Raw genomic sequence first — 15370 nt, 5'->3', positions numbered from 1 at the left:
GGCTCGATGGCCCGGCTCAACGCGATGCAAGAATGCACGTCTGCACGAGGCTACTGCGTTCGGCCGTGCTCAGGCCGAGCCTGGAGCTTGCGGTGCGGCGTGCTGGGCGGCGGGTGGCCGGGGGCGCGGCGCGCCAAATCTCGCGAACGCGTCTCGCGGCATCGCAGTGCCGTGGCCATGCGCGAACGGCACGGGCACGTAGTAGCGTCTGCCCGGCATGTCGATCACGCGGCGACGTTCATGGCGAAGCACGAATTCGGCGTCTGCCAGCACGTAACCGCTCGTCGACTTGATTGTCTGGCCGGAGCAAACGAATAACAGGCGCGCGTGGCAGTTCAGCACGATGGCAGGTTGCAGCGGCCGGCCGCCCGCATGAACGGCCACAACCGGGCGGCAGTGCAGCATGATTTCGCTTGGCCATATGGTGTCTCCGTAGACAGCATGCGAGATCATGTCGAACAGCGACACCTGAAAGAGTCGAGGCAGGGCGGCACGTGTCTCTTCTATGAAGCGGAGCCACGCGGCCCGGCCGCCGTGCGCGAACAAGGCTGTCTGAATCGCGGAGACCGGCTGGCTTTTCACGCTGCCAATGTCGAAATCCGCCCACAGCCTGTCCGGAATCAGATCACCCAGGAACCACGCCACCGTCGGCTCAGGCGGAATCAGACGCGGCAGAACGGGGGTTTGGGCACTCTTCGTCGTGATCATGGTCCTGTTCTCCCAATGTTCAGTCTCGGCGCTGCGACCGGCGGCGCACTCTGGGGCGTTCGAGGAATCCGACGGACACATGCACGTCCTGCGTTTCGTGGGCGGCGAACTCCGCCTCCGAGCCGTCTTGCGACCGTTTGGCGAAGCGGCTGAGCAGCCACTTTGCGAACGCTGCGAGGAAGGCGCCGAAGCCAACCGATCCGACCGTGGCGGGAACGGAAAGAGCCGGCGCGGGCGGCTCCGGTGGCGCAGGGGGGCCGGCGGGCCCGGGGGCCGGGGGCGGCTGACCGTCGTTGTCCGTCGTGAGCAGAAGCACGCGTTGAGTGGGCGGGTCCGACTCGACGCGAGGATCGGTGAAACGAAAGCGCACATTGCCGCCCGCGTTTTCATTGATGCAAAGTGCAAGCAGCTTCGCGTCGCGCAGCTGTGCAAGCGCCGAGCAGGCCGGCCATTCGCCGCTTAACGGTTTGACAGGTGGGACAGGTGCGACAGGTGGGGACCCCGAGGGCGGAACCGTCTCTCCTCCCACAAACGCGATCGTCAGCAGAGGCTGCTTCGCCACGCCGAATTCGTCGACCTGTGTCGGCTTATCCGGCCAATAGAACGTTACGCGGTCGTACGTGCCGTCGAGCCCCATCCTTCGCGGATCGACATTGCAGCCACGCGCGAGCAAGGCCGCATAGGCAGCATGGCGGGCGTTCAGCGACTGGACGTGCCCGGGGAGATTGTTGACCTCGTCCTCGATACCATCGCGCTCGTGCAAGCGGCATGTGGGCGTCGACCACGACAGCGGCGCCCTGCCGGGCGGGAGCGGCTCGGCAGTATGGGCAAAGTTGTCGCTGGGCGAAGCAAGCACTGGCTTCGCGTCGTCGCCGACCCAGAACGCGTCGAGATCAAAATTGCATCCTAGCCTGCTCAGTCGGCGATGCAGCATGAGCGGCGTGCACGGCATCTTGCCGTTCGCGCATCGTTCGATCGCAGTACTAACGGGCTGCGATCGGCAGTATCCGATTCTCGTGCAATGCGCCCTGCAATCACCGCGGCGCTTGCAGTCGGAGTCCGTCCAGTGGCCTTGCGGATCGGCCCAGCAGATCCATCTAGGCGACGACGCAGGGGGCCAGCGCAGGGTCGCGCCGACATCGGAGGCCGCCTGCGCCCACGCCGCACCGCTGACGATTGAAAGTGGCAGCATCAGCAAGCGCAACAGCATGCCGGCCGCGCAGCGACGAACAGCGCTCATGTTTTCTTCACGACTTGGGGGGCGCTCCAGATGTCGGGGCATTCGCCCAGCAGTTTCTTCATTTCCCATTCGCCGAGCTTGCGGTAGCTCTCGAACTGCGACTCGTTGAAGAACTGATCGGCTGTCGATTCGTGCGGAAAGTCCGGATGCTTCTCCGCGTATTGGCGGATGTCGAGCGGCTCGTTGCCGTAGATGCAAGGCTTCATATAGACAAGTTCGCCGTCCAGTTCAGCGCTGGACGCGCCGCAATTCGCTCGCGAATACCGGATGACGAAGCGCGCGTAGTACATGCCGCTCGCGCGAGCCGAGCGCGGGAAGAGCAGAACCGGGGCGTCACCCTCTTCGATCACGATACCCATGTCGATGCGAATCTTGCGAATGGCGGAATAGAAGTCTTCCATGGTGAAGCGTCCATCCTGGCTAGCATCGAGAACCAGGATCCGGCGGCAGCGCCGATGCACCATTTCCCAGAGACCCAGGTTGTCGAAGTGGCCGCCATCGGAGAGATGGATCCAGTCGCTCGTGTCGGTGGTCTCTCCGGCGGCTTCCTGAAGGAGCCGCCAACTCGAGCACGAGGGATCCTTCTTCTGCCACTCCTTGAACTTGGGATTGCCGAGCCACCACCCCAGGCGGACGTTGAGCACGGACATGAGGAACGCCATGGGCGCGCTGGTGTTGTAGCCCATGTTGGGATTGAAGGCCGCCCCCGAAATGGCCATCGCGGTGCCGAGCTTCACGCCGCCCGCGAAACAGCGTATCCGGCGATAGCCCAGCCGGTAGTTGCCGCCGTGAAGGGCGGTCAGCGTGAAACTGTCCGCTTTGCGCTCCTGCCAGGCGAGCTCGTTGCCCTTGACGAGATTAAGTGCGGTGTTGACGACGAGGAACGGCGGTTTCGCCGGACTGGTGCCCGCCATCTTCTTGGACGATGCCGGATAGAGTACTCGCGCCTTATAGAAAGACAGGTCGTCGTTCGGGTCGAAGCCGGTAAAGAGAGCGGGCGCGCGGGGCATCTTGAATGCGCGGAATCCGCCGTAAAAGGCGCGTATCAATCGGTCGCGATAGAAGCCGTGCAGGCTGAATTCGTTCATGCGGATGATGAAGCTCAGCCCGTACAGCGCCGCGCCCGCTGCCGCGAGACTTGCAAGCACTTTCAATACGCGCGTCCACTTGAACGCACTGATAAAGTCATCGAAATACGAGGTAAAGGTGCGGTCAATGCATTGATTGGCCGTCAACGCACACATGCTTTCGTCGACCGGCGTGCTGAAGCCCGGGCGATTGATTCGCGTCGGCGTCTGGGCAAGCCTGTACGTCGCATCGAGTTTCGCGCATTCGCATCGGACCGGATGGGTCCAATCCTTGTCGGTCGAGACGAACTCGAAGACTTTCCACGCGCCGATGGACACGAAGATCGCAAGCAGTGTCAGACTCGCCGCACCCACAAGACTGAGGCTGATCGGGGTGCGCGCTTCGGGCTTGCCGGGACTCGACTTGCGATAGCCGAACCACGCGCTCGCCGCAACGGACACCGCGCTGCCGGCGGCTGTCACCGCCGGCGTCGATGGTCCGAAGTAGGTAAGCAGCGCCGGCACCCCGATCACGAGCATCGATCCAGCGATCCATGCGGTCGCCAGCATGAAGGAAAACGCATGCGCACGCGCCTGGTGCTCACGCCGGTCGGGGGTTTCAGTGAACGAGCGGACCGCCGCTTTCATGCCTTCACCTAGCAGCAGGGCGACGAGCAGCAAGGGCGGCGTGACGAGCGCGCGTATGGTCGAGCCGAGTGTCAGGAGATGGCTGGGCAAGGAACCGTCGGTTCGCTCGGCGTGCCACCTCATGGCCGATAAGGGCAAATCGATGAGCGTGCCGAGCTCCTTCTCCGCAATGATCGGCGGCCAGCGATGCAGGCCCCAGCGGATCCACACGATAAGCGCTATCTGCACGACGCTCCCGACAAGCGCGGCACCTAACATGACGCGTCCGCTCCATCGTTTGTGGTCGATGTTGCGTTCGGCCAGAGTCATCTGCGTGACTACGATGGCTGTAACCACGTACCCGTACCTCATCAGCGAGGGCCAGGCAGCCGACCGTTCCGCTTCGCTCAGCGTGTCGGTTTCGGACCATAAGGTGACGGATAGGCTGTAGCACGCCATGACAAGCAGTAGCGCGCCCCAGGCGGCACGCGCATCGCCGCTGCGGCGAGGGAAGGGAATATGGTTGGCGTAGATTTTCTCTACGGCGCCAGGTTCCCCTTGAAAGAAATAGCTCGCGCCGAGAACGCCTAGTACGCTGCCAACCACGCCAATCGCAACAGGGACGGGGCCGAACTGAATCAATTGAAACTGCCCGAGCCATACCGCCGTCCAGGGCAGCATGACGTAGACAGCGATCCACGGGAAGAAGATTGTCCAAACAATGACGAGGTTTCTGAGGTACGTGGCCACGACCGTCCAAGCATCGGCGGAAAAGAGCGAAAGCTGGCGCGCCAGATAGTTGCTGTTCATGCGAAGCCATGTGAGCGGGCCTTCCTGCTCGAAGTCGATCCCGGTCATGCGGTGCTGGACGTAGTCCGCACAGCGCAGGTTCGCAAGTTCCGTCTGCGCGAAGTCCACTGCGCGTTGAGGGGTCGTCCCATCGTCACGCACTTTGGCGGCCATCCAGCGGATCAGCGCGGTGCCGATATAACCACCGCCCGATACCGTCGACATGTAATGGAAACTGCCAAACTTTTCTTTGCAGCAAAGTGCCTGAATGGCGCCCAGACAGAACGATGCGCTTCGGATGCCGCCGCCGGACAGACAGATCGCGCTCAGGCCTGAGCCCGTCCCGTCCTTGTGGCCCAGCATCTTATCCTGAATAGAGCCGGATGGCTTCAGGCCGAGCTTACAGCCCGTGATGTATTCGTACTCCTGCGCAAGCGCGCGGTGTGCCACCATCGGCTGTTGCTGAAAGAATCTGCAGACGTGAATACGAACTGGCCGTGCGAGCACCTGCCGCAACTCGTCTACCGTGCGTTTCTCGTTGGGGCGGCACGCGGGGACGTGCGCGGGATTTCTAAGCACGCGGGCAAAATGTTGCCAGTCCAGCGTGCACACCAGATCTCGCAGTCCGCGCCAGTAGCTCGGCTGGAGACGAAAGGCGAGGTACAGGACGATTAGCTTGATGTCGTCGGGCAGGCCTGCATACACCGAGATCTTGGGGTTGGTCTGTATGCCAGGTGCGTTGCGGCGTGGGCGGAACCAAGTCTTCACGCACCTCTCCAGTCGCTGGAGGTGAACTTCGAGGAAAGAACCGAATTCGGTTTCCGTCACCGTGAACTGATCTGCCGCGCCTGGCGTCTTTGAGTCTTTAAGCGCATCCCAATTGCTCAGTGCGCGGATGAGGTGCGACTGATAATCATCTTTGTAGCAGTGCCGGACGAATTCGGTGACTCGCCGTTTCGAGGCTAACGCATAGCCCCTGCCGATGTACACGCAGCCGTCGCGCAGTTGCATTTTTTCGCTGAATTCGACGAACAAATAACGAAGCCGGAACCCGGACCTGGCTTTCGAGTGGCGAACCTTGGCGCCCCGGACCTTTGATGCGACTACATCCAGCGGATCGCGCGGCGATTTGCTGATCCAGTGCGCGAGCGCTTTCGGCGCATCGAATTCGCGCTTCGGCCTTTCCTCGTGACGCGGCTTGACGAACATGTGCGCCTCCCATCGGAATCCCAATTCAATGTCGATGTCGACGCCGAGGCGCGCGGCGAGGCCGCTCGCAGACGAGGAATGGGTCGAAACGAATCAGCTGGCGCGAGAGGCGCCGGGCTAGATCAAGTCAGGCGGGGAGGGAGAACTGTCGCAGACGCAGCTTGCGGACCCATCGCATGGCGAGGAGGGTGCAGAACGAGGAATGCTGTAGTGACCGCGACATGTCAACTCCTTATGCAGTCCGACGCATTGGGACGCGGATGCAGATGACGGGCCTTTCGACATCAGCGATACCTCGCGCTGTGATCTGCTAGATCATAGGAGGCGGAAAGCCTGGTTTCAACCCCTAAGCGCTATGGTCGACACTCGGGCAAAAGGCTCAAGCGTGCGATACCCCACATTCCGCGGAGTTTCTGGAGAGCCCGTTCAACATCGCGTTCATCGAATGAAACCTCTGAAGAGAGAGCCGGGCATTCCGCTCGCAATCAGTAGAAACGCGAAGCGTGTACTTTTAGATAGATCTACTACGCTTAAGGAACGCTTGTGTGGGCTCTCGGGAGTGCCTACGCTTTTTCTGGATTGGTGGCCAGGCCTTAGACGAGAGTTCCACGCGCCGCGGATGTAGACAGCGATTCTTGCGGCAGGACGTCGACAGGACCTGGCGACGACGGTCTTGGAGGCGCCGATGAAGTTTCCGCTGATGACCGGAGTGTTCGCGTCCGTGATCTATTGCGCGGGTGCGCAAGCGATATCGCTCGGCGCTTTTGAGAATGAGCGTCTTCCGATGTTCGCTGGCGATACCCCGCCCGGCACGATCACCGTCACCTATCTCGGCACCACGACTCTACTTTTCGACGACGGCACTACGCAGATTCTCGTGGATGCCTTTCTTTCGCGACTGCCGATCACAAAAGTGAGGTTCGCGCGGATCAAGACGGACCGCAAGGAAGTCATTCGTATTCTGAAAGAAGTGAGGGCCGACCGCGTCAAAGGTATTTTCGTCACGCACTCGCACTACGACCATGCGTTCGACGCGGGCGTCATCGCGCAGTGGACCAAAGCGCCGCTTTACGGCACGGAAAGTACGCGCTATATCGGCCTCGGTGCGAAGCTTCGGGACGACCAGATCAAGCTCTTCGCACCGCGGCAACCGGTCAAGCTGGGCGAATTCGAAGTGACGCCTATTCCTTCTAAGCATTCTCCGCCATTTCCGTTCGTGAATGACAACCTAGGCGAGAAGATCTGCGCGCCTCTACCGCAACCGCAGCGAGAAAGAGCGTATGTCGAAGGAGGAACGTATAACCTTCTGATCACACATCGCGGCCATCGCATTTTAGTGGTGCCATCGGCGAACTATGAGCGAGGTGCGCTACATTGCGTTCACGCCGAGGTCGTGTTTCTCTCCATCGGGGCTATCGGCACGCGAAGCATCGACTATCACCAGCGCTACTACGACAACGTGATCGGTTGCACGCGGCCCTCGCTCGTTATCCCGGTACACTGGGACAACTTTTTCGTCCCGCTTTCGAAGAAGCTGCCTGCTCTGCCCGGCGCCAACGTGACGTTGCGATATATACGGGAACGGCTCAGAAGCGATAACGTCCGCTTGGGCGTTGTGCAGGGCGAACAGAAGGTTAAGCTATTCGACGAGACGTCTGCTGTCGACGTTTATCAGGGTCCGGGACCAGGCTGCGAAAAGCGGCAGTGACGACGGTTAAGGCGAGCCTCGCTCATACTGCTCGATCAGGCATTGGCGTTCGTGCTTAACCGCACTGCGGCAGCCGCTCGACGCTTTGCAGTTTGCCCCTGCTCGAGACGAGCGGCTGCCGCCCGCGAGCGGGCCCTTCGTCTGCTCGATCGCTCCCAAGGACAGCGGCGAACCGACCGATGAGTCGTTGCGCGTTCCTTTCCCGAGCAAGCTAAGAAGGCGGCCGCGGGTGAACAGACCCGCATCTGCTATCAGTCGCGCTCTGTGCATTTTTCATCAGCCGCTGTGCAAGGAAAGCGACTCCTCTTTCCCACTCTCCAACGATAACCTGTTGTCCATGCCACGAGATGCCAACGGCACTCGGGCGCAACCAATAGCCAGGAGAGATGTCATGAGTCAAAGAAAGGTCGCAATTGTCACCGGCGCTTCGCAGGGCATGGGAGAGGGCATCGTCAACGGTTTTCGCGCTCGGGGCTATGGCGTTGTTGCCACGTCGCGCTCCATTCAGCCGTCAGCCGATCCGGACGTTCTGACCATCGCCGGCGATATCGGCGACCCGGAGACAGGCAAGCGTCTCGTCGCCGCAGCCCTCGACAAGTTCGGTCGCATCGACACGCTGGTGAATAACGCGGGCATCTTCATCGGCAAGCCGTTCACCGACTATACCGAAGAGGACTATCGGCTCAAGATGAAGACGAACCTCGACGGCTTCTTCTTTACTACACAGCAGGTCATTCCAGTCATGCTGAAGCAGGGCAGCGGACACGTTATCCAGATCACGGCCTCTACGGCGGAGTTCGCCAGCTCGCGTTCTCCAGCGTTCATCGCCATGCTGACGAAGGGCGGGATGAACTCTGCAACCAAGAGCATGGCGATTGAGTACGCCGCCCGCGGTATCCGCGTGAACGCAGTGGCTCCGGGCGTCATCCGGACGCCCATGCACGATCCGGATATGGTGGAAAAGCTAGCGGCGTTCCATCCCATGAACAAGCTGGGCGAGGTGGAGGACATTGTTCGCGCGGTGCTCTATCTGGAGGACGCTGTGTTTTCGACGGGCGAAATTCTTCACGTCGATGGCGGCCTCATTGCCGGGCGTTGAGTTGCGAGGAGGCGCGTGAGGCGCCTCCCTTATCAGGAGAGCACCGTATGCCGATCGTGAACATCCTAGTGACCCGTGAGGGCACCACTCCCGGCGCAGAGCGCACGACTCGCAAACAGAAGGCGGCCGTGTACAAAGGGATCGCCGACCTGCTTTCTAACAAGATCGGCAAAGATCGATGACATTGGACAAGGCAGACTGCCGCTGTCCGAGTATCGCGATCGCCGCCTTCGGGCTGGTGCGTTGGACTCTTGATCGGCATTGAAGATGTATCGCTAAGCGCCTCGTGCCGGCGATACGTCGCAAACCATTTTCGGCGAGAGCGGTATGAGTTTGCCGAGGCCGTCCGGCATTCCACATACAGAACGATTACCTTCCGCTTCTGAACAGCCGCTCAATTTGCTTGCGCTCTCTGTCCTCATACGCCGAGGCAGCAATTCAACAGCCGCGCGATCAATCCAAACAAGACAGAGCCGCGCCACGTATGCGCGATTCGACTCGGTTGGTGGCGGGCGAGCTGACTCGTTACGTGAAGACATCGGCTATTCCAATCACGTTCGACTGAGTTTTCGCTCATCCATTTCCTTCCCTTCTGCATCGCCGAGTGTCGCCAGACAGACAACACGGTGTACGCCTCCGCGACGCTACTGGTGTCCTCGAGCCCTGACTACAATCCGCGAGACGCGTCGTCAAAACGAAAGCAGAACGAAGCGTGCGGCATCGTGATGGTGCTAACGAACCGCGCCGCTTCGCGCGGCTCAATCTCTCTCAATCACCAGGACATCCAAGATGAGCGCAATAATCCGCAACGTGCAGCCCGTTACTCAAGCGATCGGCAAGAGAGGTTCCGGTGAGCTCGTGCCTTCCCGTTACGCCGTGCGCGTGGGCGATGTCGACGTCGTGCTGATCAGCGACGGCGTCTTGCCCCTGCCGACATCGACCATGTCGACCAATGTGAGCGAAGCGCAGCGCAACGAATGGTTCGACGGACGTTTCCTGCAGCGCGACATGTTCGATTGGGCGCTCAACATCGCGCTCGTGCGCAGCGGCGAACGATTGATCCTCATCGACTCGGGCGTCGGCGACGGTTTCGAGTACTTCTCGCGTGCCGGTAAGTCGGTCATGCGTCTGGAGTCGGCGGGCATCGACCTGGCCGCTATAACGGATATCGTCATCACGCACATGCACATGGATCACGTCGGCGGGCTGAACGTGGATGGAGTGAAGGCCAAGCTGCGCCGCGACGTGCGCATTCACGTGTCAGCCGCCGAAGTGGCGTTTTGGAAAAACCCCGACTTCAGTAAGACCGTGATGCCCGAAGCGGTGCCTCCCGCGCTGCGCAAGGCAGCAGCGACGTTCATGGAGCTTTACGGAGACAACATCGTGAAGTTCGACCGAGAGGTGGAAGTCGCAACCGGCGTCTCCGCACGCGTCACCGGTGGCCATACGCCGGGACATTGCATGGTGGATGTCGCATCGAATGGGGAGAAGCTGACGTTCGTGGGCGATGCCGTGTTCGAAGTCAATTTCGACAATCCCGATTGGCAAAACGGCTTCGAGCACGATCCCGAGGCGGCCGTCGATGTGCGGCTCGCGCTGTTCAACGAAGCCGCCGAGAGTGGCGCGCTGCTGGCAGCGGCCCATGTCGCATTCCCCTCCATCGGTCACGTTGCCAAAACCAATGACGGTTTCCGTTTCGTGCCCGTTCAGTGGGACTATTGAGGCTGAACGACGACGAGACCTTCGGGCGCTCGTAACGAGCGTCTGCTCCTCCGGTTCTACACGATGGATTCGATATGAAACTCAACGCTCTCCTGCGAGCCGTCTGCTGCATGTCGCTGTTGGCTATGCTGCCCGCCGTCGCGGCGGCGGCTCCGTTCGCTGTTCGCGTCGATGGCCTCGAACGCGGCCGGTTCGAAAACGAACAGGTGTACGGTGGATTCGGCTGTCACGGTGAAAACGTGTCGCCCCGTATCTCGTGGACTCATGTTCCGCCTGGAACGAAGAGCATCGTCATCACGCTACACGACCCGGACGCGCCCACGGGCGGCCTCGGCTGGAGACACTGGCAGGTCGTGAACATCGCGCCTTCGCAAACATCGATCGAGAAGGGTGCTTCGGGCCATGTCGATTTGCTTCCGGCAGGCGCCGTCGAGACGCTGACCGATTTCGGTGCCTCCGCTTATGGCGGCCCGTGCCCGCCGCAAGGCGAATCGCATCGCTACATCGTGACGGCGTCTGCCTTGGCGGTGTCCAGCCTCGATGTCGACGCGAAGTCCAGTCCGGCACTCGTCGCCTATCAGATGCACGGCAAAGTCATCGGCCAGGCGCACTATGTGGCGCGCTATCGCCGATCGCCTGAGTAAGCGCGAAAGTGGCGAGACGTCGCTCTTCGACATCCCGCCATTCGGCGCATCGCTCCTTCGTTGAAGGACAGGCGGCGGTTTCGTGCGACGAAAAAAATCTATCGTCCGTGTCACATATGGCGGTCGTCGCACGTCTTAGAGGGGACAACACGGTCTTTGACCGATGACTCATACGAGCCCTACGAAAGCACGCGCTATGCATCTAGGCAGATCCTATCGGCTATCGGAGTTCCTCTTCTGGACGCGCAGGCAGATATATGCGCTGCTCGTGTGCGGCTCGCTGCCGGTGATTCTCTACAAGTATGCGTCGATGACGTGGCTGTCGGTGCCGCTCACCATAGTCGTGCTGTTGGGAACAGCGACGTCATTTATCGTCGGCTTCAAGAACGTGCAGACATATAACCGCGCGCAGGATGCGCAGATGGTCTGGACGAGCATCGTGGGAGCGAGCCGCCGGTGGGGCCAAATAGCATGCACGCTTCCGAATGAGCGAGATGTCGGCAGGGATCTCATTTTCCGGCATCTCGCCTGGCTCACCGCGTTGCGCTATCAACTGCGCAGTCCCCGAATGTGGGAAAGCATGAGCCGAGCCTTCAATCTGGAGTACCGGCGCCGATATCATGTGCCCGAATGGGAACAAGCGCTCGACGAGGTACTGGCACGATATCTATCTCCGTCGGAAACGGCCTGCGCGCTTGCGTCGTCATCATCAACGGCCGCGATCATCAGCATGCAGAGTCATTACCTGAAGGGGCTGCATGATGCCGGCCGGCTTAATGTGTCGTTCTATCTCGAGCTACAGCGCGGAATCGGCGAATTCATCGAACTGCAGGCGAACGCTGAACGGCTGAAGAACTATCCTTACCCCCGTCAGTACGCAACAATCAGCGCGCTGTTCGTGCGGTTTTTCTGTTTGTTGTTTCCGTTCGGCTTGTTGCAGGAGTTCGACAGACTCAACGACGTCGTGAGCGGGCCGATGCACGGCAATATGGTCTGGCTCGCCGTGCCGTTCAGCGTGATCGTGTCGTGGATGTACACGTCGCTGGCACAGGTCGGCGAAAGCACGGAGAATCCGTTCGAAGGCAGCGCGAACGATGTGCCTATCTCGACGTTATGCGCGGCCCTGGAGAGCGATCTTCGCGCGATGCTCGGCGAGACGGTCAGGCACGTCGAACCGGAGATGATCGCGCTCTGACAAGACCGAACCAGTGGAATAGACGAGGACAGCCATGAACAAGGCGGTTTCAGCCGGCCCGGCTCCCGACGATACCGACGACGCCACGCGTTCGTTCAACGCGTTGCGCAAACGGCTGTACGGGATCGCCTATCGCATGCTTGCATCGGTCGCTGAAGCCGAAGACGTCGTGCAGGATGCGTGGCTACGCTGGAATGCCGCGTCGCGCGCGGACATCGAGAATCCGGAGGCATGGCTCGTCGCGGTTGCCACGCGCTTGTCGATCGACAGGTTGAGGGCGGCGAAGCTGCAGCGCGAGCGTTATGCGGGGATCTGGCTGCCAGAGCCTGATGCGCTCGATGAGCCCGTTACGCCTGAAGAAATTAAAGAGCGCGCCGACGACGTTTCGGTTGCTTTCCTGATGCTGCTGGAACGGCTGAGTCCCGACGCGCGCGCGGCGTTTCTGCTCCGTGAAGTATTCGATGTCGATTACGGCGAAGTCGCCAAGACGCTGGACAAGTCCGAGGCGGCGTGCCGTCAACTGGTTAGTCGCGCAAAGACGCAGCTGCGCGAAGGCCGTGCCCGCATCACGGTGCCGCGCGAGATTCATCTGCGCTTGCTGACGCAATTCGCGCGGGCGCTCGAACATGGCGATTTCGCAGCCATCCAAGGGCTGCTTGCTGAGGATGCGGTGCTTGTCGGAGACGGCGGGGGCCGCGTGCCGAGCTTTCCGAAGCCGATGGAGGGCGGCAGGCGCATCGCGCAGCTCTTCTATGCATCGCAGCTACGCTTCAAGACAAATCTGCGCATGGAACTGGCCGTACTTAACGGGCAATGGGCGCTCTTGCGATTCATCGAGGGAAAGCTCGAATCGGCGCAGTCGTATGAAACTGACGGCGAGCGCATCGTGCGCATTCTCGTGCAGCGCAATCCCGACAAGCTGGTGAGGCTCGCCAACGCTTTTGGCGGCTGCTGACGGCTCTCGCGCACTCGCGACACCGCATTGGTGTCACGGGATCAACGCAGTGAGCCGCGATGCGTAGCTTCCGGCACCGCGAGGCGATAACTAACATCGTCGTGTACGGCATCTCGCCGCCCCGCCCGCGCGGCGCACGCGCAGCTAACCTCGCTGGAGCAAGCATGACTCAACGCATCAACTACGTTCAACAATCACCCGAGCTATTCAAGCGCTTTGTTTCGTTTGGTCTGGCGGTGAAGGAAAGCGGTATCGAGGCGTCGATCTGCGAACTGACATCGCTGCGGGCATCGCAAATCAATGGCTGCGCGTTCTGCGTCGACATGCACGTGAAGGAAGCAAGGATTCATGGCGAGCGCGAACTGCGGCTGCATCACGTGGCCATCTGGCGGGAGTCGACGCTATTCTCGCCGCGTGAACGCGCCGCGCTCGCATGGACCGAAATCCTCACAAAGCTGCCGGCGGACGGCGTGCCGGACGATGTCTTCGAGCAAGTGAAAACGCAGTTCACAGACCAGGAGTTGTCGAACCTGACGTTTCATGTCATGGCGATCAACGGCTGGAATCGCGTGAATGTCGCTTTCCGCACTGTGCCGGGATCGTCGGACGCGGCGTTCGGGCTTGAGAAGGCGAACCTCTCGTGATTGAACGACGTCCATTCTGTCGGCCGCAATGCCAGCTGTAGTAGGCACCTCGCCCAGTGAAATAATGCATGGGTCCTACGCGCGGCCTTGACTGCGGAAAGTGCAGCGGCCGCGTCACAATGTGTTCGCGTAGAACGTCTTATCAGCATGTATCAACTCGACGCGAGCCATCATGTCCGACACGCAAACCCCTTTTCGTCCCGGCGGCGAAGACTCGCTTGCCAGCAGCTTCGCCAAGAGCTATGCAGGCGTCGTCGCTTTCCTCGCGGTGGTCAGCGAAGGCAGCTTCGCACGAGCCAGCGACCGGCTCGGTATCGGCCGGTCGGCCGTCAGCCGCAACGTGCAGAAGCTCGAGGCGCAACTCAATGCCAGGCTTTTTCTGCGTACGACGCGCAGCACATCGCTGACTCGCGAAGGCGAACTCTTCTATCAGAACTGTCATCCCGGCGTGCAACGTATCGTGCAGGCATTCGAGGACATGCGCGACCTGCGCGACGGACCACCGCGCGGGCACCTGCGCATCGGTTCGACGACGAGCTTCGGTCGCGCGATCGTCGCGCCGCTCATGCGCGGCTTCAACGAAGCGTTCCCCGAAATCACGGTCGAACTGCTGTTGAGCGATCATCCGGCAAACTTCACCTCGGACCGCATCGATGTATCCTTCCGCGATGGGCGCGTGGAGGACAGTCAGGTTATCGCCAGGCAACTGATACCGATGCAATTGCTCGTCTGCGCATCGCCCGCTTATGCGCGCATGCATGGCTTGCCGCGCGATATAGCGGAACTGCACGCGCATCGCTGCATCAACTTGCGAACGGCGTCGGGCCGTATCGCGGAATGGGAATTCAGTGTCGAGGGGCGTACTCAGAAGCTCGTGCCCGCGGGCCGGCACACGTTCAACTGCGCCGAACTGGCTCTGCAAGCCGTGCATGCGGGGCAGGGTTTGGCACAGCTTGCAGGTTATCAGGTATGCGAAGCATTACGCGATCGCCGCCTCGTATCCTGCCTGACGGAATTTTCGCCGAGCGATCGCGGACATTACCTGTGCTATCTCAGTCGAAAGCACTTGCCCGCGCGCATTCGCGTGTTCGTTGACTACATGACGGAACACGTTCGCGCACTCGATCTCGGTTGCTCACCTGCGCTAAGTCACGAAGCACGCGCGCGACCAAGCGTCGCAGCTAACCGGCACATTGAAGCAGGCTAGTACTTTGGACATTTCGCCATCTACTCAGTCGAACCAGGTGTCATTTAACACGGTGGTGGAGCGGAAGTCATGCAAACACCGAGTCTGCTTTCGACTGACTGCGCCCGCGTTGCCTTTGTCGGCGTCCATTCGTCGCCTAGAGTCATTAGGACCGAGACTCCTCGTGCTAGTCCGAGCCCCAATGATGCAAGCAAAAAGCACATAGGTTCCGCTTTGCCTGTTACTCGCGGCAAGCACGAGTTCGGTGGCGGCGCCGATGCAGATCGAATCCGGCTCATATATAGGAACCTGTGGCATCCGAGCTTTGGACTCGACCTCCGACCTTGCTTCTTGCTGCAACTCGACAGAACTTGCCAGTACCCTGTGGCATTGCCCGCGCCCCTTCGAGAAAGAAGCGATTGCAAAGGCGATTTCGTCGTCAGATGGTCATGCGGGAATGGGGAAATTCACGAGGCATCGGTGAGCGCCGTCGGACAGAGCGACGGCGTCGTCGTACTCACGTGTGTTCCTTCGACGGGCGCAGGCAAATAGCAAGTTCCAAAACGTGGGACGCAAC

At 60.7% G+C, this 15370-nt stretch carries 12 protein-coding genes; 9 read left to right on the top strand and 3 right to left on the bottom strand.

Annotation, left to right across the window (positions count from 1 at the left end):
- Window positions 1-69: 69 nt before the first annotated feature.
- From HWX53_RS15425 to HWX53_RS15415, 3 genes are read right to left on the bottom strand one after another with little or no spacing between them, the layout of a single operon-like run.
- Window positions 70-708, bottom strand: coding sequence for a hypothetical protein (locus tag HWX53_RS15425; RefSeq protein WP_175942203.1), 639 nt, complete (start codon window positions 706-708; stop codon window positions 70-72).
- Window positions 709-727: 19 nt separating this feature from the next.
- Window positions 728-1948 (bottom strand): hypothetical protein, encoded by a 1221-nt coding sequence (locus HWX53_RS15420; RefSeq protein ID WP_175942202.1) that lies wholly within the window; start codon window positions 1946-1948, stop codon window positions 728-730.
- Window positions 1945-5640, bottom strand: a complete 3696-nt coding sequence (locus tag HWX53_RS15415; protein ID WP_244140125.1) for a patatin-like phospholipase family protein — start codon at window positions 5638-5640, stop codon at window positions 1945-1947. The genes HWX53_RS15420 and HWX53_RS15415 overlap by 4 nt, the downstream gene beginning before the upstream one ends.
- A gap of 685 nt (window positions 5641-6325) precedes the next feature.
- Here HWX53_RS15415 and HWX53_RS15410 point away from each other — a divergent pair.
- From HWX53_RS15410 to HWX53_RS15370, 9 genes are all read left to right on the top strand, one after another.
- Complete coding sequence (locus tag HWX53_RS15410) at window positions 6326-7348, top strand: MBL fold metallo-hydrolase (RefSeq protein ID WP_175942201.1); 1023 nt, start codon at window positions 6326-6328, stop codon at window positions 7346-7348.
- Window positions 7349-7739: 391 nt separating this feature from the next.
- Window positions 7740-8447, top strand: coding sequence for an SDR family oxidoreductase (locus tag HWX53_RS15405; protein WP_175942200.1), 708 nt, complete (start codon window positions 7740-7742; stop codon window positions 8445-8447).
- Window positions 8448-8494: 47 nt separating this feature from the next.
- On the top strand, window positions 8495-8629 hold the full coding sequence (locus HWX53_RS27925; protein WP_279612497.1) for a hypothetical protein: 135 nt from the start codon (window positions 8495-8497) through the stop codon (window positions 8627-8629).
- Between the two features lie 607 nt (window positions 8630-9236).
- Complete coding sequence (locus HWX53_RS15395) at window positions 9237-10169, top strand: MBL fold metallo-hydrolase (RefSeq protein ID WP_175942199.1); 933 nt, start codon at window positions 9237-9239, stop codon at window positions 10167-10169.
- 74 nt (window positions 10170-10243) lie between these two features.
- On the top strand, window positions 10244-10813 hold the full coding sequence (locus HWX53_RS15390; RefSeq protein ID WP_175942198.1) for a YbhB/YbcL family Raf kinase inhibitor-like protein: 570 nt from the start codon (window positions 10244-10246) through the stop codon (window positions 10811-10813).
- Between the two features lie 196 nt (window positions 10814-11009).
- Entirely contained in the window at window positions 11010-12008 is a 999-nt protein-coding gene (locus HWX53_RS15385; protein ID WP_175942197.1) for a bestrophin family ion channel, read from the top strand.
- Window positions 12009-12042: 34 nt separating this feature from the next.
- Window positions 12043-12963, top strand: coding sequence for an RNA polymerase sigma-70 factor (locus HWX53_RS15380; RefSeq protein ID WP_175942196.1), 921 nt, complete (start codon window positions 12043-12045; stop codon window positions 12961-12963).
- Window positions 12964-13127: 164 nt separating this feature from the next.
- Window positions 13128-13607, top strand: a complete 480-nt coding sequence (locus tag HWX53_RS15375) for a carboxymuconolactone decarboxylase family protein (RefSeq protein ID WP_175942195.1) — start codon at window positions 13128-13130, stop codon at window positions 13605-13607.
- A gap of 172 nt (window positions 13608-13779) precedes the next feature.
- Window positions 13780-14814 (top strand): LysR family transcriptional regulator, encoded by a 1035-nt coding sequence (locus HWX53_RS15370; protein WP_175942194.1) that lies wholly within the window; start codon window positions 13780-13782, stop codon window positions 14812-14814.
- Window positions 14815-15370 lie beyond the last annotated feature (556 nt).

This window comes from Caballeronia sp. BCC1704 (assembly GCF_902833455.1).
Taxonomy (GTDB): domain Bacteria; phylum Pseudomonadota; class Gammaproteobacteria; order Burkholderiales; family Burkholderiaceae; genus Caballeronia.
This window is presented reverse-complemented; position numbering and strand designations above follow the sequence as displayed.